Annotated in this window: 22 protein-coding genes; 11 read left to right on the plus strand and 11 right to left on the minus strand. The window is 65.1% G+C overall.

Annotation, left to right across the window (positions count from 1 at the left end; translation table 11 throughout):
• Positions 1–4 precede the first annotated feature (4 nt).
• The 4 genes from N4G42_RS07580 to N4G42_RS07595 all read left to right on the plus strand — a co-directional run bounded on the left by N4G42_RS07580 (position 5) and on the right by N4G42_RS07595 (position 3,650).
• On the plus strand, positions 5–1,324 hold the full coding sequence (locus N4G42_RS07580; RefSeq protein WP_260666748.1) for a HupE/UreJ family protein: 1,320 nt from the start codon (positions 5–7) through the stop codon (positions 1,322–1,324).
• A 146-nt stretch (positions 1,325–1,470) separates the two neighbouring features.
• Entirely contained in the window at positions 1,471–2,403 is a 933-nt protein-coding gene (locus N4G42_RS07585; protein WP_260666749.1) for a DUF3034 family protein, read from the plus strand.
• Between the two features lie 10 nt (positions 2,404–2,413).
• Positions 2,414–2,881, plus strand: coding sequence for a group I truncated hemoglobin (locus N4G42_RS07590; protein WP_056061238.1), 468 nt, complete (start codon positions 2,414–2,416; stop codon positions 2,879–2,881).
• Between the two features lie 79 nt (positions 2,882–2,960).
• Positions 2,961–3,650 (plus strand): plastocyanin, encoded by a 690-nt coding sequence (locus tag N4G42_RS07595; protein WP_260666750.1) that lies wholly within the window; start codon positions 2,961–2,963, stop codon positions 3,648–3,650.
• 134 nt (positions 3,651–3,784) lie between these two features.
• Here the strand turns inward: N4G42_RS07595 and N4G42_RS07600 are convergent, their stop codons facing one another.
• The 8 genes from N4G42_RS07600 to N4G42_RS07635 all read right to left on the minus strand — a co-directional run bounded on the left by N4G42_RS07600 (position 3,785) and on the right by N4G42_RS07635 (position 11,711).
• Positions 3,785–4,768: a c-type cytochrome gene (locus N4G42_RS07600; RefSeq protein WP_108497835.1), complete on the minus strand. Its 984-nt coding sequence runs from the start codon at positions 4,766–4,768 to the stop codon at positions 3,785–3,787.
• A gap of 193 nt (positions 4,769–4,961) precedes the next feature.
• The gene (locus N4G42_RS07605) at positions 4,962–6,032 is read right to left on the minus strand and encodes an ABC transporter substrate-binding protein (protein ID WP_260666751.1); all 1,071 of its coding nucleotides are present in this window, start codon (positions 6,030–6,032) and stop codon (positions 4,962–4,964) included.
• A 50-nt stretch (positions 6,033–6,082) separates the two neighbouring features.
• Positions 6,083–7,240: an NAD(P)/FAD-dependent oxidoreductase gene (locus N4G42_RS07610; protein WP_260666752.1), complete on the minus strand. Its 1,158-nt coding sequence runs from the start codon at positions 7,238–7,240 to the stop codon at positions 6,083–6,085.
• Complete coding sequence (locus tag N4G42_RS07615) at positions 7,237–8,625, minus strand: FAD/NAD(P)-binding oxidoreductase (protein WP_260666753.1); 1,389 nt, start codon at positions 8,623–8,625, stop codon at positions 7,237–7,239. The genes N4G42_RS07610 and N4G42_RS07615 overlap by 4 nt, the downstream gene beginning before the upstream one ends.
• A complete protein-coding gene (locus N4G42_RS07620) occupies positions 8,622–8,918 on the minus strand; it encodes a (2Fe-2S)-binding protein (RefSeq protein WP_260666754.1) in 297 nt (98 codons plus the stop codon). The genes N4G42_RS07615 and N4G42_RS07620 overlap by 4 nt, the downstream gene beginning before the upstream one ends.
• Positions 8,919–8,933: 15 nt before the next feature.
• Positions 8,934–9,728 (minus strand): ABC transporter permease, encoded by a 795-nt coding sequence (locus N4G42_RS07625; protein ID WP_218300525.1) that lies wholly within the window; start codon positions 9,726–9,728, stop codon positions 8,934–8,936.
• 4 nt (positions 9,729–9,732) lie between these two features.
• Positions 9,733–10,605 carry an ABC transporter permease gene (locus tag N4G42_RS07630; protein ID WP_260666755.1) on the minus strand — a complete coding sequence of 291 codons (873 nt, stop codon included), beginning with the start codon at positions 10,603–10,605 and terminating at the stop codon, positions 9,733–9,735.
• Entirely contained in the window at positions 10,602–11,711 is a 1,110-nt protein-coding gene (locus N4G42_RS07635) for an ABC transporter ATP-binding protein (RefSeq protein ID WP_260666756.1), read from the minus strand. Before N4G42_RS07635 ends, N4G42_RS07630 begins: the two co-directional genes overlap by 4 nt.
• A gap of 285 nt (positions 11,712–11,996) precedes the next feature.
• On the opposite strand from N4G42_RS07635, the gene N4G42_RS07640 reads away from it, so the two are divergent.
• Positions 11,997–12,845: an IclR family transcriptional regulator gene (locus N4G42_RS07640; protein ID WP_260666757.1), complete on the plus strand. Its 849-nt coding sequence runs from the start codon at positions 11,997–11,999 to the stop codon at positions 12,843–12,845.
• 100 nt (positions 12,846–12,945) lie between these two features.
• Here the strand turns inward: N4G42_RS07640 and N4G42_RS07645 are convergent, their stop codons facing one another.
• Both N4G42_RS07645 and N4G42_RS07650 read right to left on the minus strand, forming a co-directional pair.
• Positions 12,946–14,376 carry a hypothetical protein gene (locus N4G42_RS07645; RefSeq protein ID WP_409557807.1) on the minus strand — a complete coding sequence of 477 codons (1,431 nt, stop codon included), beginning with the start codon at positions 14,374–14,376 and terminating at the stop codon, positions 12,946–12,948.
• Between the two features lie 335 nt (positions 14,377–14,711).
• Positions 14,712–15,629, minus strand: a complete 918-nt coding sequence (locus N4G42_RS07650; protein WP_260666759.1) for a LysR family transcriptional regulator — start codon at positions 15,627–15,629, stop codon at positions 14,712–14,714.
• A gap of 244 nt (positions 15,630–15,873) precedes the next feature.
• On the opposite strand from N4G42_RS07650, the gene N4G42_RS07655 reads away from it, so the two are divergent.
• The 5 genes from N4G42_RS07655 to N4G42_RS07675 all read left to right on the plus strand — a co-directional run bounded on the left by N4G42_RS07655 (position 15,874) and on the right by N4G42_RS07675 (position 22,555).
• A complete protein-coding gene (locus N4G42_RS07655; protein WP_260666760.1) occupies positions 15,874–17,409 on the plus strand; it encodes an aldehyde dehydrogenase family protein in 1,536 nt (511 codons plus the stop codon).
• A gap of 23 nt (positions 17,410–17,432) precedes the next feature.
• Positions 17,433–18,629 carry an FAD-binding oxidoreductase gene (locus N4G42_RS07660; protein WP_260666761.1) on the plus strand — a complete coding sequence of 399 codons (1,197 nt, stop codon included), beginning with the start codon at positions 17,433–17,435 and terminating at the stop codon, positions 18,627–18,629.
• A 76-nt stretch (positions 18,630–18,705) separates the two neighbouring features.
• Positions 18,706–19,623: an amino acid ABC transporter substrate-binding protein gene (locus N4G42_RS07665; RefSeq protein WP_056747551.1), complete on the plus strand. Its 918-nt coding sequence runs from the start codon at positions 18,706–18,708 to the stop codon at positions 19,621–19,623.
• Positions 19,620–20,846, plus strand: a complete 1,227-nt coding sequence (locus tag N4G42_RS07670; protein WP_260666762.1) for a pyridoxal phosphate-dependent aminotransferase — start codon at positions 19,620–19,622, stop codon at positions 20,844–20,846. The genes N4G42_RS07665 and N4G42_RS07670 overlap by 4 nt, the downstream gene beginning before the upstream one ends.
• 23 nt (positions 20,847–20,869) lie before the next feature.
• Positions 20,870–22,555 (plus strand): thiamine pyrophosphate-binding protein, encoded by a 1,686-nt coding sequence (locus N4G42_RS07675; protein ID WP_260666763.1) that lies wholly within the window; start codon positions 20,870–20,872, stop codon positions 22,553–22,555.
• Between the two features lie 30 nt (positions 22,556–22,585).
• On the opposite strand, the gene N4G42_RS07680 is transcribed toward N4G42_RS07675, so the two are convergent.
• The gene (locus tag N4G42_RS07680) at positions 22,586–23,467 is read right to left on the minus strand and encodes a LysR family transcriptional regulator (RefSeq protein WP_260666764.1); all 882 of its coding nucleotides are present in this window, start codon (positions 23,465–23,467) and stop codon (positions 22,586–22,588) included.
• A gap of 135 nt (positions 23,468–23,602) precedes the next feature.
• On the opposite strand from N4G42_RS07680, the gene N4G42_RS07685 reads away from it, so the two are divergent.
• A complete protein-coding gene (locus tag N4G42_RS07685; RefSeq protein WP_260666765.1) occupies positions 23,603–24,550 on the plus strand; it encodes a DMT family transporter in 948 nt (315 codons plus the stop codon).
• Positions 24,551–24,604: the final 54 nt, after the last annotated feature.

The raw sequence follows: 24,604 nt of genomic DNA on the forward strand, positions 1-24,604 counted from the left end.
CTGCATGCACTGGATAACGGGCCTCCTGCGCCCACACGGGCGTTCCCTGCGGGCCATGGTGGCTGTCGCGTTGACTGCCGCAGCACTGGCGCCCAGCGCCTGGGCCCACAAGGCCAGCGACGCCTATCTGCAGGTGACGGATGCGCTGGCACCCCAGGGCACTGCAGGGGCGGGCGCATCGATAGGCCTTGTGCTGTCGGTGGCCTTGAAGGATGTAGATGCCGCGCTGGAGCAGCTCGATGCCGATGGCGACCGCCAGCTCACATGGGGCGAGGTGCGGCAGTCCATGCCCGCCATCGTCCAGTGGGTGGGTCAGGGCATGTTGTGGCAGTGCGACGGAGCGGCGACGGTGCCTGCCTGGCGCTTTGAAGCGCTGGAGCAGCGCACCGATGGGCGTTACGCGCGGCTGGCTGCCACGCTGCCCTGTGCGCCAGCCCAGGCGGTCACCCTGCGCTACGGCCTGCTGCAGGGCATCGACCCCACACACCGCCTGCTGGTGGGCGGCGCGTTGAGCGGCCAGACGCTGGCAGCCGTGCTGGCCCCTGACGGGCGCTCGGGCACCGACCTGCGCTCTGCGGGCAGCCGCGCAGGACAAGCGGGGGCAGACGGTGCGGAAGGGGCTCAAGGTGCGGACGCAACAGAGCCCGGCGCCCCACGCGGCGGGTTGGCCACGCTGCTGCACTTTGTGACCGAGGGGGTGCACCACATCCTGTCTGGCTACGACCACCTGGCCTTTTTGCTGGCACTGTTGCTGCCCATCTCCCTGGCGCGGCCGCAGCCCCGCCACCGCGATCTGCCATTGCACGCGGAGTCCGGCACAACGCCGATCGCTGAAACCCCGGCCTCCGGCGCCAGGGACCGCTTCGCCGGGATCAAGGCGCTCCTGCTCACGGTGACCTGTTTCACCGTGGGCCATTCCATCACGCTGGCACTGGCAGGCCTGGGCTGGGTCACCGTGTCGGGCAACTGGGTGGAGCCCGCCATTGCCATCAGCATCGGCATCTCGGCGTTGCTGAACCTGTTTCCCGTCCAAGGCCTGCGCAGTAGCTGGCTTGCTCTGGGCTTTGGGCTGGTGCACGGGCTGGGTTTTTCCGGGGTGCTGGTCGAAGCGGGCGTGGTGGGGGCTTCGCTGTTGTGGGCCCTGGCGGGGTTCAACCTGGGGGTTGAAGTGGGCCAACTGATGGTGGTCGCCCTGTGGTGCGCGGTCTCGGTGGCATTGGCGCGCAGGGCGTGGTACCGCTCGGTGGTGGTGCGTGGGGGCTCCGTCGCGTTGCTGGTGCTGTCGCTGTACTGGACCGTGGAGCGCCTTGCCTTCGCTGGCTGACGAGAACGGTGCCCGGTCCGTCGTGGGGGCCAGACCCTGATCAGGCGCTAAAGACCCTTTGCGGCACTCTGGATTCACATCTGGACGCCGCCCGTGTGCGTAATGACGCTGTCGTAGCAATTATTTACAAACACGAGGAGCGCCCCATGAAGAGTCCCCTTTCCATCGCCGTGCTGGCTGGCGTTGCACTGGCCTGTAGTGCGGCCCAGGCCGATACCGGCAAGCTGCTGCTCACCGGTGGTGTCAGCACCATCGCCGGATCGGCGGGCGGCGGGCTGACCCCCTGGGCAGTGATTGGCAGCAACGCCACCGAGGGCGAGGTGGGTGTCAGCGCCTATGCCACCCGTGCTGCGACCCAGGATTACAGCCTGAACGGCTATGGCGTGGCCCTGGGCCTGCACGACCGCCTGGAGCTGTCGCTGGCGCGCCAGGACTTTGATGCCTCGCCCGCGATCGCGCTCAACGGCATTGCGCCGTTTGGCGTGATACCCGGCCAGCACATCAAGATGGATGTGCTCGGCATCAAGCTCAAGGTGGCGGGCGACGCGGTGCTCAACAGCGACAGCTGGATGCCCCAGATTGCGGTGGGGCTGGAGCACAAGCAGGTGCACCCGGGCTCCATCAGGTCAGTGCTGGACTTTCTGGGCACCAAAACCAGCGGCACCGATGTGTACGTGAGCGCCACCAAGCTGCTGCTGGCGCAAAGCGTGCTGGTCAATGGCACGCTGCGCTACACCAACGCCAACCAGAACGGCCTGCTGGGCTTTGGCTCGGCCGTGCCCGGCAAGAACAGCCGCAGCCTGCAGCCCGAGTTCTCGGTGGCGTACCTGATCAGCAAGAACCTGGCGGTGGGCGCCGAATACCGCTTCAAGCCCAACAACCTGCAGGCGCTGGGCGCTGCGGCCGGCCTGGGTGCTGCGCTGCGCGAAGACGACTGGAAGGACATCTTTGTGGCCTGGGCGCCCAGCAAGAACGTGTCGCTCACGTTGGCCTATGTGGATCTGGGCCGCATCGTGCCCGGCATCACCCAAAACCGCCGCCAGACGGGCTACTACCTGTCGGCCCAAGTCGCTTTCTGAGGAGATTTTCATGACCCACTCCAAAAACCTCATCGCCCTGGCCATCGCCCTGAGCGGCTTGCTGGCTGCCCCGGCCTTTGCGCAGACCGCTGCGGCTCCGGTGGCGAACACTGCAGCCCCTGCCGGCCTGTACCAGGCCCTGGGCGAAAAGCCTGGCATCACCCGCCTGGTGGACGATTTTGTGAACCGTGTGGTCAAGGACCCACGCATCGGCAGCCACTTCAAGGACACCAAACCAGCCGCCCTCAAGGAGAGCCTGACCGACCAGTTTTGCCAGTTGAGCGGGGGTCCTTGCAAATATGAAGGCGCTGACATGAAATCGGCCCATGCCGACATGGACATCAACAAGGGCCACTTCAACGCCCTGGTGGAGGTGCTGCAAAGCGCCATGGATGCCCAGGGCATACCGTTCGCTCAACAAAACCGCCTGCTGGCGTTGTTGGCGCCCATGCACCGTGACGTGATCACCAAGCGGTAAGACAATGAAAAACGCTATATTTTTAATAGCTGCTAGCGCAATATTCACTAGCGCTTGGGCCGGAAATGTTCAAATTCAGGTGCTGGACCGCGAGGGCAAGCCCGTGCCCGACGCCGTGGTGGTGGTGTACCCCGGTGCCACTGCGGGCGCGGCCCCCAGCCTGCTGCAGCCCAGCCCCACCATTGAGCAGGAGCGCATGCGTTTTGTGCCTGCCGTCACCGTGGTGATGCCCGGCACCACCGTGCGTTTCACCAACCAGGACCGCTGGGATCACCATGTGCGCGGCAACCCTACAGGCGTAGCCGCTGCAGCGGCCCCTGCTGCGCCCGGTTCCAATTTTGAGTTGCGCCTGGCCGGCAAGGCCGACGGCAAGCCCGCCAACTTTGCGGACGTCAAACTCGACACCCCTGGCGTGGTGCTGCTGGGCTGCCACCTGCACGGTTCCATGCGCGGCCACGTGTTTGTGACCGATTCGGCCTGGACACTCAAGACCGACAACGATGGCATTGCCCGATTTGCCAGCGTGCCGGATGGCGCCGCACAGGTGCGCGTGTGGCACGCCGAGCAACTGGTGGACCTGCCTCGCAAGGCGCTGAATGTGGTGCCCGGCCCGGTGCTCGATACCGTGCAGCTCAGCGTGGTGCCACGGGTGCGCCGCGCACCGCCGGCTGCACCCACCGGCCCTACCAACAGCCCCGGTGGGCCCATGGGGTCTTACAGCCTGGCGCCCGTCTCGCCTCCCCAGGCACATCAGCACCCTGGCAGCTGACCCGCCACCACAGCGGGTGGTCCAAAGGGGGCGGGTCAGCAGGGCAGCGATTTTTGGGGGCGTGGTCCGTCGCCTGCTCTTTCGTCCGAGTGTCTGCGGGCGTCCCCCTGCGGGGCCGTCCACAGGCTCTCAAGTCAACCCGGCAGCTTGAGCCCGCCCGGGCCGGAGGGCACGGTGTTGGCGCTGCTCTTTTGGCTGCCGGCCGTTGCACTGCCCACGTCCTGCTTCACGCTGCCAGGGGGTGCGTTCAGGTACAGGTACAGCGCTTGCGCATCCACATCGCTCAACTGACCCAGCGATTCGAAGGGCATCACCTGGATGGGTGTGCCGTCAGGCCGCTTGCCTGTGCGCAGCATGGCCACAAAGCTTGCGGCGTTGGGGTAGCGTGTCAGGGCACTGTCGGCACTGTGTGTGCCAGGGCGGATGTCTGCCGCCGCAGGCCAGTCAGGCGGGCCGCCGGGGATTTTTCCGCCCGACAGGTCGGCACCATGGCAGCCGATGCACATGTTGGCCACGTACTGGCCGTTGGCCAGCGTCACTCCGGCAGCCGTCGGCCGCGAGGGAGCCAGTTGGTGGTCAATGCGCGAGGCCGCGTCGGGAATCGCACCCAGCCCATACAGCACCCAGGCAGGGTGCGGCAGATCGACCACGGCCTGCGTGCCCTCCTTGGGGGGGAACTGGCGCACATACGACACCAGGGCGTTCAGGTCTTCGTTGGTGAAGCGGTTGTAGTCCTCGCTGGGCATGACCAGCACCGGGCGGCCATTGGGCTTGACGCCGTGGCGGATCACGCTGTTCCAGTCCTCGGGCTGGTAGCGCGCCACCACGCCAGCCGGCGTGATGTTGGGCCCCACGATGCGCGTGCCCTTGCCATCGTTGACGAACTCGCGGCCCGTGCCTTGTGCGCCATGGCAGTCGGTGCAGCCACGCGATGCATACAGATAGCGCCCACGTTCGATGGTCTGCGCATCGGTGGTGTAGGCCACGGGGCGGGGCTTGATGTCGATGTAGCGGTTGCGCTTTTGCTCGGCCAGGTACAGGCCGCTGGCGGCGGTGGCGACAACGATCACGCCCAGCAGCAGCGCGCTGCCTGCGGTCCATTTGATCCAGCGTTTCATGGTGGTATCCCTCTTCTTCGAATGGTGGCGGACGGGCTGAACGAATCAGCATGCCCAGGCGCCGGATTCTGAAGTCGAAGAAGCGGTTTGTGGCACCCCACCACCGCAGGGTATGGCGGGGCCGGTGACATTTGTCACAAACGGCCCGCCAGTGTGAGCAGGTGTAGCCTGTTCACACGCGCTCCATATCCTCTCAGCGCTCGATGGTCTTGTTCCAGCGCGCGTTCCACGCAGGGCGGTTGGCGTTCACGCTGTCCCAGTCCAGCGTCACGGCGTTTTTCATCCACTGGCTGATCTGCGCGACCTGGGCGGCACCTTCACCCACGGCAGGCGCCTTGGGGTTGGTGGGGATCTGCGCGCCAAACTGCAGCACGTTGGCCTGCGCCAGGGGGCTCAGCAGAAATTCGGCCAGTTTTTGCGCCAGCTCGGGCTCGCTGTTCTTGGCGATCACGCACTGGCCTGTCATCAGCACCACCGAGCCTTCCTTGGGCTGGGCGTATTCCACCGGAATGCCCTTGGATTTGAGTGCAGCCACGGCCGTGGGCGTGAGCGGGAAGAGCGCGGCCTCGCCCGTTTGCACCATCTCCGAAATCTTGGCCGAGCTCGGGATGTACTCCAGCACGTTCGGGCCGATGGTCTTGGCCCAGTTGGCAAAGCCGGGTTCCACGTTCTTGTCGTTGCCGCCCTGGATGCGGTTGAACATCAAGAAGCCGTGCAGCCCGAACGATGAGGAGGGCATGGACTGGAACACCACCTTGCCCTTGTACTTGGGGTCGGCAAAGTCCATCCACGAGGTGGGTGCGGCCCAGCCCTTTTCGGCAAACATCTTGGTGTTGTAGGCGATGCCCGTCATACCCACGCTGACTCCGCTGGCCAGGTCGTCCTTGAAGCGCGCGGCGGGGTAGATGTCGTTCAGATGCTGGTTGGGCTTTTGCTTTTCGCACAGGCCCATGCCCATGGCGCGCACCATGATGCCGTCGTCCAGAAACATCACGTGCATCTGGGGCTTGTCCTTGTTGGCCTGGGCCTTCGCCAGGATGTCCGAGGACGTGCCGGGCACCACCACCACCTTCACACCGTGCAGCTTTTCAAACGCCGGGAACACGTACTGCGTGTACGCCTTCTCCATCGTGCCGCCATTCATGCCGATGTACAGCGTCTTGGTCTGCGCGGTGGCGGTGCCTGTGGCGGCCACGGCGGTCAGTGCAGCGGCCGTCACAAGGGCGCGGCGGGTGCGGCTGGCAAAGCGGGGGGAGAAGGTCATGGTGGTTTCCTTTCTGGTAGGGAGGGGAGTTTTTTCGGTGGCAAACGGGGTCAGTGGGCAGCGGCAGTGCTGGCCACGTCAGCCACCGTCGTTGGGAGAAATCGCTCAATCGCAAAGGCATCAATCGGCGTGGTGCTGCGGCCATCGCGTGCCAGCTCGGCCAGCACCTCGCCCACGCCGGGGCCGATCTGAAAGCCCGCACCGGCAAAGCCAAAGCCATGGATCAGGCCTGGCGTGGTGTGGCTTTTGCCCAGCACCGGCTGGCGGTCAGGCAGGTAGCCTTCGGTGCCGCTCCAGGTGCGAATGAAGTGCGCATTCTTGAGGGCGGGCAGCAGCTCCACCGCCTGCACTGCCAGGGTAGCGATGGCGCTGCGCTCGGAGCGGGCGCGGTTGGCATCCAGCGCCACACCTGCGCCACCACCCAGAACGAGATTGCCACGCGCTACCTGTCGGCAGTAGATGCCGCCGCCTTCCACACCCAGGCTCCAGTGCATGAAAAAGGGCAGGGGCTCGGTCACCGCCATGGCCGGATGGCCGGAGTGAATGGGCACGGCCTCGCCAAACTGCGCGGCCAGCGCACCGGCCCAGGCTCCTGCGCAATTGATGAGCACGGGTGCACGCACCGCCACGGTGGTGCCCGAGCGCACGGTGAACAGCTGCCCGTCGTGCTCCACCGAGGTCATTGGAGTGCGCTCCAGAATCTGCGCGCCCGCGCGCTTGGCCGCCAGCGCAAACGCGGGCGACACCAAGCGCGGGTTGGCCTGGCCGTCGTCGGGGCACAGCGAGCCACCCACGGCGCGCCCGCCCAGCCAAGGGCAGCGCTCGCGCAGCGTGGCGCCCGAGATGAGCTGGATGCCCAGGTCGAAGTCGCGGCTCAAGTGGGCATAGGCTTCCAGCGAAGCCATGTCCGCCTCACTGCGTCCGATCTTGAAGTGCCCGCTGCGCTGGTACTCGCCATCGGTGCCAATCAGCGCGGGCAGGTCGGCCCACACCTGGTGGGCGCGCTGCGCCAGGGGCAGTTGGCTCACAGGCCGGCCCTGGCGGCGCACGCCGCCGTAGTTCACGCCGCTGGAGCGCGAGCCGCACAGGTCGCGCTCCAGCAGCACCACTGCCACACCTTTGCGGCGCAGCGCCAGCGCGGCCGATGCTCCCATGATGCCGCCGCCCACAATGGCGACGTCGGTGTCAATCGTTGGGGTTGCGGTCATGCGCGTGCCTCTGCCTGGGCTTGCAGGTGGATTGGGATGGGCTTGATGGGCGCCTGCCCACGTAGCCGCCCCACCTGATCGATAGGCTTGCCTGTGGCCTGGGCCAGGATTTCTGCAGCGGCCACACCGCACATGCGGCCTTGGCAGCGGCCCATGCCCACGCGGGTCAGGGCTTTAAGACGGTTCATCTCGTCTGCGCCCGCATCGCGGGCACAGGCGCGCAGCTCACCGGCTGTGATGTTCTCGCAGCGGCACACCACCAGCGCGTCGGGGGCGTGCGTTGCCCAATCTGTGGGGAAGGGGAAGGCGCGCTCCAGCCCTTGGCGGAATGGCATCAAGCCCGTGAGCTTGCGTTCCAGCTCCGCCGCGCGTGCAGTGTCCACCTTCACGCCGTGGTCAGCCAGCAGCGCCAGCGCAGCGCGCTCACCCGCCCACTCGGCCGCATCGGCGCCCATGATGCCCGCGCCATCCCCCGCCAGGTACACGCCGGCCACGCTGGTGCGCCCTGCGCTGTCGCGCTCGGGCAGGTGGGCGCGGTGCATCGGGGCCCAGGCAAAGCGGCAGCCCAGCAGGTCGGCCAGCTGGGTCTCGGACCGCAGGGCGTAACCAAAGCCCACGGCATCGCAGGGCACGGTGTGCTCTGTCTGGCCGTCGCTCCACACCACGGCGTTCGCCCGCGTGTCGCCTTCCACGCGCACGGGCCGCACGCCGGTGTGCACCGCCACGCCGTGCGCCCGCAGCCAGCCCACGTAGTACATCCCTTTGGCCAGCACGGCGGGCTGCGTCAGCATGCCGGGCAGGGCGGCCAGTTGGTCGGCAAATCGGGCGGTGTCCAGCACTGCTGCAACCGTCGCACCCGCCTTGGCATATTGGTACGCCACCAGATACAGCAGCGGCCCGGTGCCCATCAGCACCACGTTGCGGCCGATGGTGCAGCCCTGGAACTTCAGCGCCACCTGTGCGCCACCCAGCGTGTACACGCCGGGCAGCGTCCAGCCTGGCATGGGCAGCACGCGGTCGGTGGCGCCGCTGGCCACGATGAGCTGGCCGTAGGGCACCGTGTGCGTGGTCTGTGTGAGGCCGTGCAGCACATCGAGCAAGCCACCCTGGGCGTTCCACACCAGGCTGTTGGGTTGGTAGTCGATGTGGGCGGCCAAGCCATCCAGCGTGCTGTGCAATGCCGTGGCGCGTGATGCTTCGGTGCCGTACAGCGTTTGCGGGCTACGGGCAAAGTGGGCGGGCGGGCGGCGATAGATCTGCCCGCCGCCGCGCGCGGCCTCGTCGATCACCATAGGCCGCACACCATGAGCCACCAGGGTTTGCGCCGCACGGATGCCCGCAGGGCCTGCGCCCACGATCACGGGTTGCAAGGTGGGGGCGGTCATGCGGTCCCTCCGGTAGTCAGCTGCATGCCCGCCTGGATGAAGGTGGCGCAAGACCGTAGGCGTTCGCCGGTAGCCGTCATCACCCAGCAGTCCTGGCACGCGCCCATCAGGCAAAAGCCTGCACGCGGCTCGTGGCTGAACTCGTTGCGGCGCAGTTGGGCGCGGTGGGTGAGGATGGCGGTCAGCACCGTGTCGCCTTCGAGCGCAGCGGCGGGTTCGCCATCGAGCACGAAGGGCACGGGTGTGCGGTCTTTTTCGGCCACGCGGTGGAGCAGAGGTTGGCTGGAACTCATGGTTGCGGTGCTCATTTATTTCCGGCCGACCAGAACGCGATCGAGTCCATACACCCGGTCGAGAATCACCATCGCGCATGCCGTCAGGGCCACCATCAGTGCCGACACCGCAGCCATCAGCGGGTCAATCGACTCGGTGGCGTACATGTACATGCGCACCGGCAGCGTCACCGTGCTGGGCGAGGTGACAAAGATCGACATCGTCACTTCGTCAAAGCTGTTGATGAAGGCCAGCATCCACCCTCCCGTCACGCCGGGCAGGATCATCGGCAGCGTGATGCGCGTGAACACCGTGGCCTGGCTGGCACCCAGCGACAGCGCGGCATGCTCGGCACTGCGGTCAAACCCCACCAGCGCGGCCACCACCAGCCGCAGCGTGTAGGGCGTAACGATGAGCGCATGCGCAAACACCAGCCAGCCAAAGCTGCCCGTGCCCCCCAGCAGCGCAAACAGGCGCAGCAGGGCCACACCCAGCACCAGGTGCGGAATGATCAGCGGCGACAGGAACAGGCCGTTGAGAAAGCCGCGCCCCGCAAACTCGTAGCGTGTGATGGCAATGCCCGCCGGCACGGCCAGCACCGTGGCCAGCGTGGCCGATGCCAGCGCCAGCCACAGGCTGTTCCAGAACGACTGCACAAAGTCCGAATGCGCGAACACTGCCTTGAACCAGCGCAGCGAGAACTCAGTGGTGGGCAGCGTCAGCGTGTTGTGCGGCGTGAACGCCACGATGCACACCACCAGCAGCGGGGCGAGCATGAAAGTGATGACCAGCGCGTTGAATGCGAGGGCCAAAGGTCCGTTCTTCTGCATAGATTCAGCCCAGTGCTTTCTTGTAGCGGCCTTCAACCAAGCGGTTGTAGCTAAGCATGACCACCAGGTTGGCCACCAGCAACGTGAGCGCAATCGCCGCGCCCAAAGGCCAGTTCAGTTCGTGCAGGTACTCGTCGTACACCACCGTGGCCACCATCTTCAGGCGCCGCCCGCCCAGCAGGCCGGGGATGGCGAACGAGCTGGCCGCCAGGCCGAACACGATGAGGCTGCCGGACAGGATGCCGGGCAGCACCTGCGGCAACACAATGCGCCGCAGCGTGGTGAAGGGCGAGGCCTGCAGCGACAGCGCCGCGTTTTCCACACCGGGGTCCAGCTTCTGCAGCGAGGTCCACACGGGGATCACCATGAAGGGCAGCATCACATGCACCAGCGCAATCACCACGGCGATCTCGGTGTAAAGCATCTTCACGGGGCCAAATCCAAGTAGCCCGAACAGCCCATTCACCAGCCCCTCAGGCCCCAGCAGCATGCTCCAGCCAAAGGCCCGTACCACCACGGACACCAGCAGCGGCGCGAGCACCACCAGCAGCAGGATGGAGCGCCACGGGTTGCCCATGCGGCTCAGGATGTAGGCTTCGGGCGCACCAATCGCCACGCAGATCAGCGTGACCAGCCCGGCAATCCAGAACGTGCGCCAGAAGATCGTGTGGTAATACGAATCGGTGAACACATGGGCGTAATGCTCCAGCGTGAACTCATCCGCCTTCACTCCGGTGGCTGGGTCAAAGGCGTTGAATGAGAGTACGGCTGTGAGTGCCAACGGCACCAGCAACAGCACGGTGAACAGCACCAGCGCCGGGCCCGACAGCCACCAGGGCGCGGCCTTTTTGTGCAACAAGGTGGTGGCCAGGCTCATGGCGCCACCTCGGCGGCGGTGTCTTCGGCCTCCAGCTCGGCCATGGCGGTTTCATCGGCGGGCAGCAGGCGCATGCAGTGGTCGGGCCAGTCCACGCCCGTGCGCTCGCCCTCGGCCAGCGCAGCGCGGCCGTCGTTGGGCGCCAGCACCATCAGGTCGCCCACGGGGGTGCCCACACGGTACAGCCACTGGCTGCCCAGGAAGAACCGCTCGCACACCTGGCCATCCATCCGGCCCTGCACCGCGGGCACCAGTTGCACTTTTTCAGGCCGCACGCTCAGCAGCACGGCGGCGCCGGGGCGGTAGCGGGCACCGTCCACCTCCATCGTGAGGGCGCCCACCTTCACCTGCGTGTGCGTGCCATTGGCATGCGTTACCTGGCCGGGCAGCAGGTTGGCCTTGCCCACAAAGGTGGAGATGAAGCGCGTGCGCGGGTGCTCGTACACGCGATGCGGGTGATCGATCTGCGTGGCGCGGCCGGCCTCCATCACCACCACGCGGTCGCTGATGGACATGGCCTCGCTCTGGTCGTGCGTGACCATGATGGTGGTGGTGCCCACCTTGCGCTGAATCTGCCGCAGCTCAAACTGCATCTCCTCACGCAGCTTGGCGTCGAGGTTGGACAGTGGCTCGTCCAGCAGCAGCACGGGCGGCTCGATCACCAGTGCACGGGCCAGTGCCACGCGCTGGCGCTGGCCGCCAGACAGCTCGCGCGGGTAGCGCGTGGCGTGCTGCTCCAGATGCACCAGCGCCAGGGCCTGGGCCACGCGCTCGGCGCGTTCGGCCTTGGGCACCTTGCGCATCTCCAGCCCAAAGCTCACGTTGGCCGCCACCGTCATGTGCGGGAACAGCGCATAGCTCTGGAACACGATGCCCAGCCCGCGCGTGTTGGCCTTGGCGTGGGTGATGTCCTTGCCATCGAGCTCGATGCGCCCGCTGGTCACGGCTTCAAACCCCGCCACCATCTGCAGCGTGGTCGTCTTGCCGCAGCCCGACGGGCCCAGCAACGACACAAATTCACCCTTTTGCACCGTGAGGTTCATGGACTGCACCGCGCAGGTGCTGCCATAGAACTTGGTCACATCCGTGAGCTTGAGAAACGACATGGCGAAAGCCTTTCCGGTGGTGGCATCGCACGGTTTGCCTCGGGGCTGTGCGTGTCACCTGCTGTGGAGTTGCATGGATGGGCTGCGGGCCTTTGGTGTGCTTGCACCGGGGTGGTGCAAGTGCCGCACAAAGGCTGGAACAGCCGCTCGATTCAATTGAATCTATTGCAATAAACAAACCAGAATGCTTCGGGTATTCCATTAATCAGAATTTTTATTAAATTTATTCCGTTCAATGGAATATACTGCCTTCAGTTTGATCAACGAATTCCACAGGAGCGAGGTATGGAAGCCGCATCCACCGCCACCGGCGGCGTACCCCGGGTGTTTGCCGTCATCCGGGCCCTGTCGGCCGTGCAGGCCGAGGGCGGGCGAGTCACCCAATTGGCGCGTGCCGTGGGCCTCACGCAAGGCACCACGCACCGTTTGCTGCAATCGCTAGTGGCAGAGGGCATGGTCGAGCAGGACGAGCGCAGCAAGCTCTACCGCCTGAGCATGGACTTCTTCGCCCTGGCCGCCAAAGCGGGCAACCCAGGCGACCTGCGCACCCTGTGCCGCCCCGCGCTGCTGCGCCTGTGCGCCAGCCTGGGCGACAGCATCTTTCTGTTGGTGCGCAGCGGGTTCGATGCGGTGTGCCTGGACCGCAGCGAAGGCCCGTTCCCCATCCGCTCCTTCACCGGCGACATCGGTGGCCGCGTGGCCCTGGGCGTTGGGCAGGGTGCGCTGGCCATCCTGGCCTTCTTGCCCGAGGCCGAGCGCGAAGAGGTCATCCGCTTCAACCTCTCGCGCGTGCGCGAGTACGGTGTGTTTGACGAGGTGTATCTGCGTACCGAGATCGAGCGGGTGCGCCAGCTGGGGTACGCGGGCCGCAATACCGGCTTGCTCGAAGGCATGGCCGGTGTAGCCGTACCCATCCTGGACCGCGAAGGGCGGGCCGTCGCTGCATTGAGCGTTGGCACTATCTCCGCGCGCCTGAACGATGACCGTCTGCCGACCGTCGTGGAGTTGCTCAAACGCGAGGCGGCCGCGATTGGGCCGAAGATCAATCCGTTTGATGCAACGCTGAGAAGGCCGGCACAGAGTTTGTCATCCGTGCGAGCCGAGGCGCAGGTGATTGGGGTAGTGGGGGAGTAGAGGCAGTTTGCAGCCACTGCGGGCCCCGCCATTGAGTTATTCCGGAGAGCGCAAGCGAAACACTGCAGGAGCGGTTGCAGTTCTCCTATCCCGAGTGGCTTTAGATCAGGGGGCGGTTCTGATCAATCTGCCACTGATAGATGATGACGGCCTCCACGACGCGGACCTTTTCTGAAGCCTTTAATGTGCGCCCGATTTGTCGCTCCATGTCGTGTTGCATGGTCAGGTTGTCCTTAGACTGCTTCAACAGGATGTCTGCTTTTACTGTCTTGACGCTTGTAATCTTGATAAGCAACTTTTCGGTAGAGCGCGTTTTTTGTTCGTCGACTACAGCAACATCGGTTGGCTCCAGATGGCTGTATTGGGCGCCGACACCGTAAAGCGTGACTTCCTGGCGCCCGTTCTGAAGCATCGAACGGGTCACTTCATCAATTGCCAAGCGTTGGTCGTCGTGGATTTTTCCGAAGCTGGGCGCAGCGAACTTATTGGGAAAAATTTTCTTGCGGGTGAGATCCTTCAGGGATACCTGTGTGTGCTCATTGATCTCTAGGCATTCGTAGTATTCGGAAAAAGGGCCGCGCTTCGGCTCGTATGGCACATATAGGTGCGGCATCTCGAATTCGACGTCACCCTTGTCGTCTATGTAAGCGATTTTGTCGAAGCGGATTCGCTCGCGGCGCACCCAATTCGCGCGGTTCGCCCTTGGCAGTAGCTCCCAGAAACCCTTGACTGCGAGCCGCTGCTCTTGCAGCTGTTGCTCCTGAGTATTCCGATAGTGCAAGAAGTGCTGGTCCTCATTCACAGCCCTTGTGTAGTCCCATTCCCTGCTATCGCCGTCGAGGAAAGCGTAGTGTCTAGCCACAGTCACGATCAAACCAAGAGGGTCAAACGAATCGACCTTGTACGTCTTCCAACGAGGATTCGTGTCGAAGTCTGGATAGTTGTCCTCAAATGGATAGTTTTCGTCGTCCAGATCGCGGACAAGAATGCATCCGGTTGGGTTCTCTCCAAGGACACGCATCAGCTTGTTCTTGACCAACACCACAGAGCGAACGGAAGCCGTTCTGGATCGTCGCTTGGACACCAGTGATATGCCAAAGAACGCAAACAGGATGTGATCGTTCTTCGGCTGGAACAGCATGTCCTCAAGTTCGCCAGCACCCCATAGATAAAACTCCATAACTCCTCGAGATCGGAGTTCCTCTCGAAATCGATCATGCGCAGCTTTGGAGAAGTGCACAGGTGCAGCCAGGATGTAGCCATAAGGTGGAGCCTGTGCTGTCACCCCATCCGAAATGATTGTGGCGACTTTCTTGGGGCCAACTTCTTTTTCGCGCTTGCACTGAATCATCCAGAGGTTGCCTTCCATTGGATGAGGTGCATCTTCTGCGTCAACATCGTCTTCGAGAGGTATCACTGGTGTTTTCACCTCCTCAAAGGCTCGGACATCAAAACCATCGTCGGCGCCGCCACGACCTGTGGACTCAATGGACTTCCATGATCGGAAGTCGTATGCGAGCTGGCGAATCAAGTCCTCAAATCGGTGAGGGTCTAGGTCCTCGAAGTGAATTGGTCCGAGGGTTCGCGTGACGTGTGGTTGAGCCATTGCCTATGCCTTCCATTGATGCCTAGTGAATCTAGCTCACAGTCGCCCCAGAGAAGCCCCATTCCGTTGGCGACGGGTACCTGGCTCATTCGATGTTCCTGCGTGTTGTGTCTTTGTGCAGACCTGCTGGGATATTTCCTGCGCTCTTGTTTCTAACAACTGACAGCGCTGCTTCCATTTTTATAGCTACTTGCGCTTTACAGATAAGCGCCAGAGCTACTCCTGACTAGATTTTGTCTTTGACCACTTTATTGCTGGATTCATGTTGCTCGCCGCCGCTGCCCTGCACACTCCCCCACCACCCAATCCCTGAACGCTTTCACCAACGGCGTCTGCGCTCGCGCCTCGGGGTACACCAGGTAGTACGCATCGGTGCTCGTCAGCACTTGGTCTGACAGCTCCACCAGGCTCCCGGCCGCCAGCTCCTGCTCGATCAAAAAGCGCGGCAACAGCGCCGCGCCCAGGTGCGACACAGCGGCCTGCGTAATCATGGCGAAGTGTTCAGACTGGGGGCCACGCAGGGCCAGGGCGGTGGGCGCGCCTACCAGTTCAAACCACTCGGCCCACTGCGTGGGGCGGGTGCTTTGCTGCAGCAGCACCACACGCGTCAGGTCCTGTGGGGTGCGGATGTTGTGGCGGTCTCGGTAGGTGGGGCTGCACACGGGCACGGTTTCTTCGTGCATGAGGTATTCGCACACGGCGCCTGCCCAGTGCGGGGTACCGAAGTGGATGGCGGCGTCAAACGGCGTGCCCGCAAAGTCAAAGGGCTCGGTGCGGGCCGAGAAGTTGACCATGGCCTCGGGGTGCAGTGCCATGAAGCCGCCCATGCGCGGGATGAGCCAGCGGGTGCCCAGCGTGGGCAGCACGGCCAAGTTGAGCAGGCCGTCGGTGCTGGAGAACGCCATGGCTTTTTGTGTGCTGGCCGACAGTTGCTGCAGCACGTTTTGCACGTCGGCCGCGTAGACCCGGCCCGCGTCGGTCAGCACCACGCGCTGGCGCACGCGGTGGAAGAGGGCGGTGCCGATTTGCTCTTCCAACTGGCGGATCTGGCGCGACACGGCACTTTGGGTGAGGTGCAGCTCTTCGGCCGCGCGCGACACGCTCTGGTGACGGGCGGCGGCCTCGAAGGCCAGCAGGTCGGCGGTAGAGGGCAGGAAGGTTCGGCGCAGCAGGGTCATACTGGGTCATGCGTTGGGGGAATGATTGGTGACGCCAAAAATTGAGCCTTTTGAGCCCATGTCGCTTATTGGGTATAGGGTAGCGGTCCTGATATTTTCAGGTACTTCATGCTGATTTGTGATCAAGTAGTTCCATTTTTTTGCTATCCAGCGCGGCGCGATTGGCGGATATTGGCGGATTCACTGCGTGTGTTTTCCCACGCTGTTTCCCTTTCTCTGCCTCCATCCAAGCTAGCGAGCCGCCATGTCCGCCACCCCTGTCGCCACCTCCCTCGTGTCCGAAGTCGATCAACTGCTGCAACGCCTGGGCGTGCCCCGCACGGCGTACACCGGCGGCACGCTGGCGGCGCGCTCGCCCATCACGGGCGAGGTGCTGGCCCAGGTGCCACAGCAAAGCGCGACCGATGCCACGGCCGCCATCGGCCGCGCGCATGCGGCTTTCCAGGCGTGGCGCAATGTGCCCGCACCGCGCCGGGGCGAGCTGGTGCGCCTGCTGGGCGAGGAGCTGCGTGCCGCCAAGGCCGACCTGGGCCTGCTGGTGACCATCGAGGCGGGCAAGATCCCGTCCGAAGGCCTGGGTGAGGTGCAGGAGATGATCGACATCTGTGACTTCGCAGTGGGCCTGTCGCGTCAGCTGTATGGCCTGACGATTGCCACCGAGCGCCCCGGCCACCGCATGATGGAAACCTGGCATCCGCTGGGCGTGTGCGGCGTCATTTCGGCCTTCAACTTCCCGGTGGCCGTGTGGTCGTGGAACGCCGCGCTGGCACTGGTGTGCGGTGATTCGGTGGTGTGGAAGCCGTCGGAAAAGACCCCGCTCACCGCCCTGGCCACGCATGCGATTGCACAGCGCGCTATTGCACGCTTTGGCACCGACGCACCCGAAGGCTTGCTGGAGCTGATCGTGGGCCAGCGCGACCTTGGCGAGGTGCTGGTGGATGACACCCGCGTGCCCGTGCTCTCGGCCACCGGCTCCACCGCCATGGGCCGCGCCGTTGGCCCGCGCCTGGCAGCGCGTTTTGCGCGCGGCATTCTAGAGCTGGGCGGCAACAACGCGGCCATCGTGGCGCCTACGTCCGATCTGAATCTGGCCCTGCGCGGCATTGCGTTCGCCGCCATGGGCACGGCGGGCCAGCGCTGCACCACGCTGCGCCGCCTGTTTGTGCACGACAGCATTTACGACCAATTGGTGCCCCAGCTGGCCAAGGTGTACGCCAACGTGCAGGTGGGCGACCCGCGCACGCCCGGCACGCTGGTGGGCCCGCTGATCGACCGCCCTGCGTTTGACGGCATGCAAAAAGCGCTGGAGCAAAGCCGCGCGCTGGGCGCTACGGTGCACGGTGGTGGCCGCGTGGAAGGCATCGGCGGTGCGGATGCGTACTACGTGCGCCCCGCTCTGGTGGAGCTGAAAGCCCATGAAGGCCCCGCGCTGCACGAAACCTTTGCGCCCATCCTGTACGTGGTGCGCTACAGCACCATCGACGAAGCCATTGCTATGAACAACGCCGTGGGAGCGGGCCTGTCGTCGTCCATCTTCACGCTCAACGTGCGCGAGGCCGAGCTGTTCATGTCGGCCGCTGGTTCGGACTGCGGCATTGCCAACGTGAACATTGGCCCCAGCGGCGCCGAGATTGGCGGCGCATTTGGCGGCGAGAAGGAAACGGGCGGTGGCCGCGAAGCGGGCTCGGACAGCTGGAAGGCCTACATGCGCCGGGCGACCAACACCATCAACTACTCCACCGCACTGCCGCTGGCGCAGGGCGTGACGTTCGACGTGTAAGCCACGCGCTGGTTGCCCCGTTCATGCCTATCGCTAAGGACCCACACCCCATCGTCATCATTGGCGGTGGTGTCATCGGCAGCGCGATTGCGTACTTCCTCACGCTGCAGCAGCCGGACTGCGAGGTGGTGGTGGTCGAGCGCGATCCGACCTATGCACGTGCATCGTCGGCGCTGTCGGCCAGCTCCATCCGCCAGCAGTTCTCGACGGACATCAACATCCAGATCTCGGCGTTTGGCATCGACTTCTTGCGCAACGTGGGCACGCTGCTGGCCTGCAGCGGCGATGTGCCCGACATCGGTCTGCACGAAGGCGGCTACCTGTACCTGGCCACCCAGGCGGGCGAGGCCACGCTGCGCGAGAACCATGCGTTGCAAAAGCAGCACGGCGCCGATGTGGCGCTGCCCAGCCCGCAGCAACTGGCAGAGCGCTTTCCTTGGCTGGCGCTGCAGGACGTGGCGCTGGGCTCGCTGGGCCTGTCGGGCGAGGGCTGGTTTGACGGCTACCTGCTGCTGACGGCGCTGCGCAAGAAGGCGCAGAGCCAGGGCGTGCGCTATGTGGCCGATGATGCGGTGGGGCTGCACACGGCGGCCAGCGACGGCGTGTTGCATGTGAACGCAGTACGCCTGCAAAGCGGCGCCGTGCTGCCTTGCCGCTACGCCGTGAACGCTGGTGGCCCCTGGGCGGCAGCCATTGCGGGCTGGGCGGGCATTGATTTGCCCGTTGTGGGCAAGCGCCGCACGGTCTTCAACCTCGCCAGCCCAGCAGCGCTGCCAGGGTGCCCACTGCTCATCGACACCAGTGGCATCTGGCTGCGGCCCGAGGGCAAAGGCTTCATCTGCGGCTTTGCGCCCAACGCCGACAACGATGATGACTTTGCCCCGCTGGAGCCCGAGTACGACGCGTTTGACAACCACATCTGGCCCACGCTGGCTGAGCGAATTCCGGGCTTTGAGGCACTGCGCATGCAGGGCGCCTGGGCGGGCTACTACGAGATGAACACCTTCGACCACAACGCCATCGTGGGCCTGCACCCGGCGTGCGACAACCTGGTGTTTGCCAACGGCTTTTCGGGGCACGGCCTGCAGCAGTGCCCGGCTGTGGGCCGGGGCGTGGCCGAGTTGTTGCTCACGGGCCGCTACCAAAGCCTGGACCTGTCGCCGCTGTCCATTGAACGCATTGCGCGCAATGCGCCGCTGCTCGAAAAGAACGTGATCTGAGCGTCACCAAAGCCGCCCGATTTCTCTTTCACCGATTCATCCACCTGCCAACCACAAAACATACGGAGACAACGACATGGCAATTTCCCGCAAGACCTTCACTGCGATCGCTGCAGGCTTGGCCCTGGCCTGCATGGCCACCGCCCCCGCGCTGGCGCAGACGGTCACCCAGCCGACGCTGGAGAAGATCAAGGCATCGGGCAAGGCCGTGCTGGGCGTGCGCGAGACTTCGCCACCCATGGCCTACGCGCTGGGCGCCAACGAAAAATACGTGGGCTACCACGTGGAGCTGTGCGAGCGCGTGCTCAAGGAAATCGCGCCTGACGCCAAGCTCGAATATATGGCCGTGACGGCGCAAAACACCCTGCCGCTGGTGCAAAACGGCACGCTGGACATCGGCTGCGGGCCCACCACCAACAACACGGCGCGCCAGCAGCAGGTGGCGTTTGCGGTGACCACCTATGTGAGCGAAGTACGCATGGCGGTGCGCAAGGATTCGGACCTGAAGTCCATCAGCCAGCTCGCAGGTCGCACCATTGCGGCATCCACCGGCACCACCGCCGTGCAATTGCTGCGCAAGCAAGAGCGCGCGCTGGGTGGCGCGCCCATCAAGACCGTGCTGGGCAAGGACCACCATGAGAGCTTCTTGCTGCTTGAAACGGGCCGCGCCGACGCTTTTGTGCTCGATGACAACCTGCTGGCCGGGATGATTGCCAACTCCAAAGACCCCTCGGCCTACCGCATCGTGGGCGAGCCGCTGGGTGCCGAGCCCATTGCACTACTGTTTCGCAAGGACGACCCCACCTTCAAGGCTGCGGTGGATGGTGTGCTCACCAAGCTGATGCAAAGCGGCGAGATGGAAAAGATCTACACCAAGTGGTTTGTGAACCCCATTCCGCCCAAGAACATGAGCCTGAACCTTCCACTGGGCACCACGCTGCGCCAGCTGTTCGCCACCCCCAACGACAAGCCCCTGGAGACTTACCAGCAATGAATGCTGCCATCCCCGCCACGGCCTTCCGCGCGGCCGACCGCCTCGGCGCCATCGGTGTCTCGGAAATCGTGCGCCTGACGCAAGAGGCCAACCAGCTCAAGCGCCAGGGCCAGCCCGTGATCGTGCTGGGCCTGGGCGAGCCCGACTTCGACACGCCCGCGCACATCCTGGAGGCCGCGCAGCAGGCCATGGCGCGGGGGGAGACGCACTACACGGTGCTGGACGGCACGGCCGAACTCAAGGCCGCCATCCAGCACAAGTTCAAGCACGACAACGGGCTGGACTTTCAGCTCAACGAGATCACCGCAGGCGCGGGTGCCAAGCAGATCCTCTACAACGCGCTGATGGCCTCGGTGAACCCTGGCGACGAGGTGATCCTGCCCGCGCCGTACTGGACCTCGTATGCCGACATGGTGCTGATTGCAGGCGGTGTACCCGTGGTGGTGCCCTGCACCGAGGCCAACGGTTTTCGCATCACACCCGAGCAGTTGGAGGCCGCCATCACCCCGCGCACGCGCTGGGTGTTCATCAACTCACCCTCCAACCCCAGCGGCGCGGCCTACAGCGCCGAACAGCTGCGCCCGGTGCTGGAGGTGGTGGAGCGCCACCCGCAGGTGTGGTTGCTGGCGGACGACATCTACGAACACATCCTGTACGACGGCCGCGCTTTTGCCACGCCCGCCGCCGTGTTGCCCTCGCTGCGTGATCGCACGCTGACGGTGAACGGTGTCTCCAAGTCGTATGCCATGACGGGCTGGCGCCTGGGCTACGGCGCAGGCCCCAAGGCGCTGATTGCCGCCATGGCGGTGGTGCAGAGCCAGGCCACGTCGTGTCCCTCGTCCATCAGCCAGGCGGCTGCCGTGGCGGCGCTGACGGGGCCGCAAGACGTGGTGCGCGAGCGCTGCCAAGCGTTCCAGGACCGGCGTGACCTGGTCGTGGCCGCGCTCAATGCTTCGCCAGGCTTGCGCTGCCGTGTGCCGGAAGGCGCGTTCTACACCTTTGCCAGCTGCGAAGGTGTGCTGGGCCGCACCACGCCGGGCGGCATGCTGCTGCGCACCGATGCCGACTTCTGCGCCTACCTGCTGCGCGAGCACCATGTCGCCGTGGTGCCTGGCGGGGTGCTGGGTCTGGCACCATACTTTCGCATCTCCTACGCCGCATCTACCGCCGATTTGCAAGAGGCCTGCGCACGCATCCAACGCGCCTGCCAGGCCCTGTTCTGAATTTTTGATCCGATACCGTTGATATGAAAACGACCTCACTCACCCCACGCACCGGCGGCCAGATCCTGGTGCAGCAGCTCATCACCCACGGTGTACAGCAACTGTTTTGCGTGCCTGGCGAAAGCTACCTGGCTGTGCTCGATGCCCTGCACGATGCCGACATCGGCGTGACGGTGTGCCGCCAGGAAGGTGGCGCGGCCATGATGGCCGAGGCGCAGGGCAAGCTCACCGGCCAGCCCGGTATCTGTTTTGTGACGCGTGGGCCCGGTGCCACCAATGCATCGGCCGGTGTGCACATCGCGCACCAGGATTCGACGCCCATGATCCTGTTCGTGGGCCAGGTGGCACGCAACGCCATGGGGCGTGAGGCGTTTCAGGAGCTGGACTACAGCGCGGTGTTCGGCACCATGGCCAAGTGGGTGGTGCAGATTGACGACCCCGCCCGTGTGCCCGAGCTGATCTCGCGCGCATTCCATGTCGCCACCTCGGGCCGCCCTGGCCCCGTGGTGGTGGCGCTGCCCGAGGACATGCTGACCGAGGCCGCCACTGTGGCCGATGCGTTGCCCTACCAGGTGGCGGAGACCCACCCCGGCGCAGCGCAGATGGCCGAGCTGGCGCAGCGCTTGCAAGCCGCCAAAAATCCCGTGGCCATCCTGGGCGGCAGCCGCTGGTCTGAGCAGGCGGTGCGCGAGTTCACGGCGTTTGCCGAAGCGTGGTCCATTCCGGTGTACTGCTCGTTCCGCCGCCAGATGCTGTTCCCGGCCACACATGCCTGCTATGGCGGTGACCTGGGCCTGGGCGTCAACCCCAAGCTGCTGGCGCGCATCAAGGCGTCGGACCTGGTGCTGGTGGTGGGCGGGCGTCTGTCTGAAGTGCCCTCGCAGGGCTATGAGCTGTTCGACATTCCCACCCCCGCGCAGCCCCTGGTGCATGTGCATGCCGATGCGGATGAACTGGGCAAGCTGTATCGCCCCACCCAGGCCATCCACGCCACGCCACAGGCTTTCACAGCTGCATTGAATTCTGTGCGACCCACGGCGGCAGTGCCCTGGAAGGCGCACGCTGAAGCGGCCCATGCCGAGTACCTGGCCTGGAGCGACACGGCGCCCATCCGCATCCCTGGCAACCTGCAAATGGGCCAGGTGATGCAGCACCTCAAAAACGTGCTGCCCGCCGACACGATCTTCTGCAACGGCGCAGGCAACTTTGCCACGTGGATTCACCGCTTCTGGCCCTTCACCACCTACGCGAGCCAGCTGGCGCCCACCAGCGGGTCGATGGGCTACGGTCTGCCCGCAGGCGTGGGCGGCAAGCGCCTGTGGCCGCAGCGCGAGGTGGTGATCTTTGCGGGCGATGGCGACTTTTTGATGCACGGTCAGGAGTTTGCGACCGCCGTGCAGTACGGCCTGCCCATCATCGTGGTGCTGCTGGACAACGCCATGTACGGCACCATCCGCATGCATCAGGAGCGCGAGTACCCCGGCCGCATCAGCGCCACGCAGCTCAAGAATCCTGACTTCAAGGCCTACGCGAAGGCCTTTGGGGGCCACGGCGAGCGGGTGGAGCGCACCGAAGACTTCGCCCCTGCACTCGCCCGCGCCCGCGCCAGCGGTCTGCCCAGCGTGCTGCACTGCCTGATCGACCCCGAGGCGATCACGCCCACGGGCACGCTGCAGGGCATTCGCAGCGCAGCACTCTCCAAGAAGTAGGCTCCCGTTTCGTAAGCAGGCGCTAGGCGCTCAGCCGGTCACGCGGGCGCCGCCCGACTGCCGCAGGGTATGCACCAGCAGGTTCTGCAGGCTGTCCATCGCCTTGGAGCCGCGCGATGCGCGGCTGCGGTACACGGCCACCTCCATAGGGGCCAGCGGCCCCAGGCCATGTTCGGTGCCGAGCACCTGCAGTTGCGGTGGTACGCTGCAGTGGGTGAGGGCGGCCACGGCCAGGCCGCTTTCCACCGCTGCAATTTGCCCGGCCAGGCTGGAGCTGTGATAGACCACCTTGTAGCGGCGCCCCTGCTGCGCCAGCGCGTGGATGGCGCCGCGCCGCGCCAGGCTGGCCGATTCGTACACCGCAATCGGCAGCGGGTCACGCCTCCACAACTCGAACTGCGCCGACCCCACCCACACCATGGGCTCATGGAACAGCAGCGTGCCCCGGCGTGCGTGGTCGCGCGAGATCAGGGCCAGGTCCAGGTCGCCATTGGCCACACGCGGGATGAGTGCGGTGGACTGCTCGCAGACCAGCTCAATCTCCACCGCACTGTGCCGGGGCGCAAAGCGCTTGAGCACAGGCGTGAGGTAGCGCGCTGCGTAGTCATCCGGCACCCCAAGCCGCACCCGGCCTGTGAGGGCGTCGCCGTTCAGTGCGTCATGTGCTTCTGCGTGCAGTTCCAGAATGCGGCGCGCATAGCCCAGCAGGGTTTCACCCTCGGGCGTTAGGTGCTGCTTGCGGGCATCGCGCTCCAGCAGTCGGTGGCCTACAGCGTCTTCGAGCTTTTTGAGCTGCATGCTGACCGCCGACTGGGACCGGTGCACCTCGGCCGCCGCGCCGGAGAGCGAGCCTGCATCCACCACAGCCACCAGGCACTGAAGCCAATCGAATTGCAAATCGCGGTAGCTCATGGATTGCCCCAGTGATGATGTATTCGATGATCGAATGGTTGGTGTGAGAATTATGCGCTTTGGATTGCAAAGGCTGGCAGCCACACTGCGGGCATGCAGCAGTCTTCCTCTACCGTTTCAGGCACATCCGCACCCGTGGTTCCAGCGTCCGCTTCACCTGCGGGCAGCGCGCGTGGGCTGTCGTCTGCCCACCGGCTGGACGGCTGGATCGCCTTCGTGCTGGGCAACGCGCTGCTGGGCACCATCGGCGTGTTTGTGCACGAGGCGCAGGCGGCGCCGTTGACAGTGACGTGGTTCCGCTGCGCTTTTGGTCTCGTGGGGCTCACGTTATGGATGGCCTGGCGCCACCGGTCGTGGCTAGGACTGTGGCGGGGGCTCTGGGTGGGCTGGGCGGCTTTGCCGTGGGTGTTGCTGCTCAGTGGGCTCATGTTGGCGAGCTGGTGGCTGTTTTTCACGGCGATCCAGCAGGTGCCCACCGGGGTGGCGGTGGTGCTGTTCCATGTGCAACCGTTTTGGGTGTTGCTGCTGGGGGCGTGGTGGCTCAAAGAAGCCGTGCCTCGGCAGCGCGTGGTGTCAGTGCTGGTCGCGATTGTGGGGTTGGTGCTGGCCACGGGCGTGGCCGGGGGGCTGTCTTCCTCAGGTGCCGGGCATGCGTCTGGCTACTGGGTGGGCGTAGGGCTTTGTCTGGTCGGTGCGCTGTGCACAGCCACCGTCACCGTGGTTGCCAAGCGCCTGGGGGCGCTGCCGGTGGGCGCGCTGGCGTGGTGGCAATGCGCGCTGGGTGCAGCCGTGCTGTGGGTGGCCCCCGTGGGCCAAGGCTGGCCCGCCTGGGGTGCCCCATGGGCATGGCTGGCCGGGCTGGGGCTGATCCACACGGGACTGGCATACACCCTGATGTACGCAGGCATGGCCCGCCTGGCGACGGCCCGGGTGGCGGTACTGCAGTTTGCTTACCCCACGGTCGCCATCGTGGTGGACTGGGTGTACTTTCAGCACACTTTGGGCGGTTGGCAAATGGCGGGTGTGGTGCTGATGCTGGGGGCCATCGGGGCCGGGGAGCGCAGCGCGCGGCGCAATCGCTAATCATCCGCCTGCGGTAGGAGGGCGCCGCCCCGCACAATATCGGGTGTGACCGCC

It is taken from the genome of Acidovorax sp. K2F, from assembly GCF_025246485.1.
Classification (GTDB): domain Bacteria; phylum Pseudomonadota; class Gammaproteobacteria; order Burkholderiales; family Burkholderiaceae_C; genus Acidovorax; species Acidovorax delafieldii.

Excerpts from the sequence above, each read along its gene's own strand:
- N4G42_RS07605 (WP_260666751.1), bottom strand. The coding sequence starts at position 6,032 with ATGACCTTCTCCCCCCGCTTTGCCAGCCGCACCCGCCGCGCCCTTGTG.
- N4G42_RS07670 (WP_260666762.1), top strand. The coding sequence starts at position 19,620 with ATGAATGCTGCCATCCCCGCCACGGCCTTCCGCGCGGCCGACCGCCTC.
- N4G42_RS07650 (WP_260666759.1), bottom strand. The coding sequence starts at position 15,629 with ATGACCCTGCTGCGCCGAACCTTCCTGCCCTCTACCGCCGACCTGCTG.
- N4G42_RS07630 (WP_260666755.1), bottom strand. The coding sequence starts at position 10,605 with ATGAGCCTGGCCACCACCTTGTTGCACAAAAAGGCCGCGCCCTGGTGG.
- N4G42_RS07680 (WP_260666764.1), bottom strand. The coding sequence starts at position 23,467 with ATGAGCTACCGCGATTTGCAATTCGATTGGCTTCAGTGCCTGGTGGCT.
- N4G42_RS07635 (WP_260666756.1), bottom strand. The coding sequence starts at position 11,711 with ATGTCGTTTCTCAAGCTCACGGATGTGACCAAGTTCTATGGCAGCACC.
- N4G42_RS07580 (WP_260666748.1), top strand. The coding sequence starts at position 5 with ATGCACTGGATAACGGGCCTCCTGCGCCCACACGGGCGTTCCCTGCGG.
- N4G42_RS07665 (WP_056747551.1), top strand. The coding sequence starts at position 18,706 with ATGGCAATTTCCCGCAAGACCTTCACTGCGATCGCTGCAGGCTTGGCC.
- N4G42_RS07655 (WP_260666760.1), top strand. The coding sequence starts at position 15,874 with ATGTCCGCCACCCCTGTCGCCACCTCCCTCGTGTCCGAAGTCGATCAA.
- N4G42_RS07610 (WP_260666752.1), bottom strand. The coding sequence starts at position 7,240 with ATGACCGCAACCCCAACGATTGACACCGACGTCGCCATTGTGGGCGGC.
- N4G42_RS07585 (WP_260666749.1), top strand. The coding sequence starts at position 1,471 with ATGAAGAGTCCCCTTTCCATCGCCGTGCTGGCTGGCGTTGCACTGGCC.
- N4G42_RS07625 (WP_218300525.1), bottom strand. The coding sequence starts at position 9,728 with ATGCAGAAGAACGGACCTTTGGCCCTCGCATTCAACGCGCTGGTCATC.
- N4G42_RS07675 (WP_260666763.1), top strand. The coding sequence starts at position 20,870 with ATGAAAACGACCTCACTCACCCCACGCACCGGCGGCCAGATCCTGGTG.
- N4G42_RS07640 (WP_260666757.1), top strand. The coding sequence starts at position 11,997 with ATGGAAGCCGCATCCACCGCCACCGGCGGCGTACCCCGGGTGTTTGCC.
- N4G42_RS07615 (WP_260666753.1), bottom strand. The coding sequence starts at position 8,625 with ATGACCGCCCCCACCTTGCAACCCGTGATCGTGGGCGCAGGCCCTGCG.
- N4G42_RS07620 (WP_260666754.1), bottom strand. The coding sequence starts at position 8,918 with ATGAGTTCCAGCCAACCTCTGCTCCACCGCGTGGCCGAAAAAGACCGC.
- N4G42_RS07660 (WP_260666761.1), top strand. The coding sequence starts at position 17,433 with ATGCCTATCGCTAAGGACCCACACCCCATCGTCATCATTGGCGGTGGT.
- N4G42_RS07600 (WP_108497835.1), bottom strand. The coding sequence starts at position 4,768 with ATGAAACGCTGGATCAAATGGACCGCAGGCAGCGCGCTGCTGCTGGGC.
- N4G42_RS07590 (WP_056061238.1), top strand. The coding sequence starts at position 2,414 with ATGACCCACTCCAAAAACCTCATCGCCCTGGCCATCGCCCTGAGCGGC.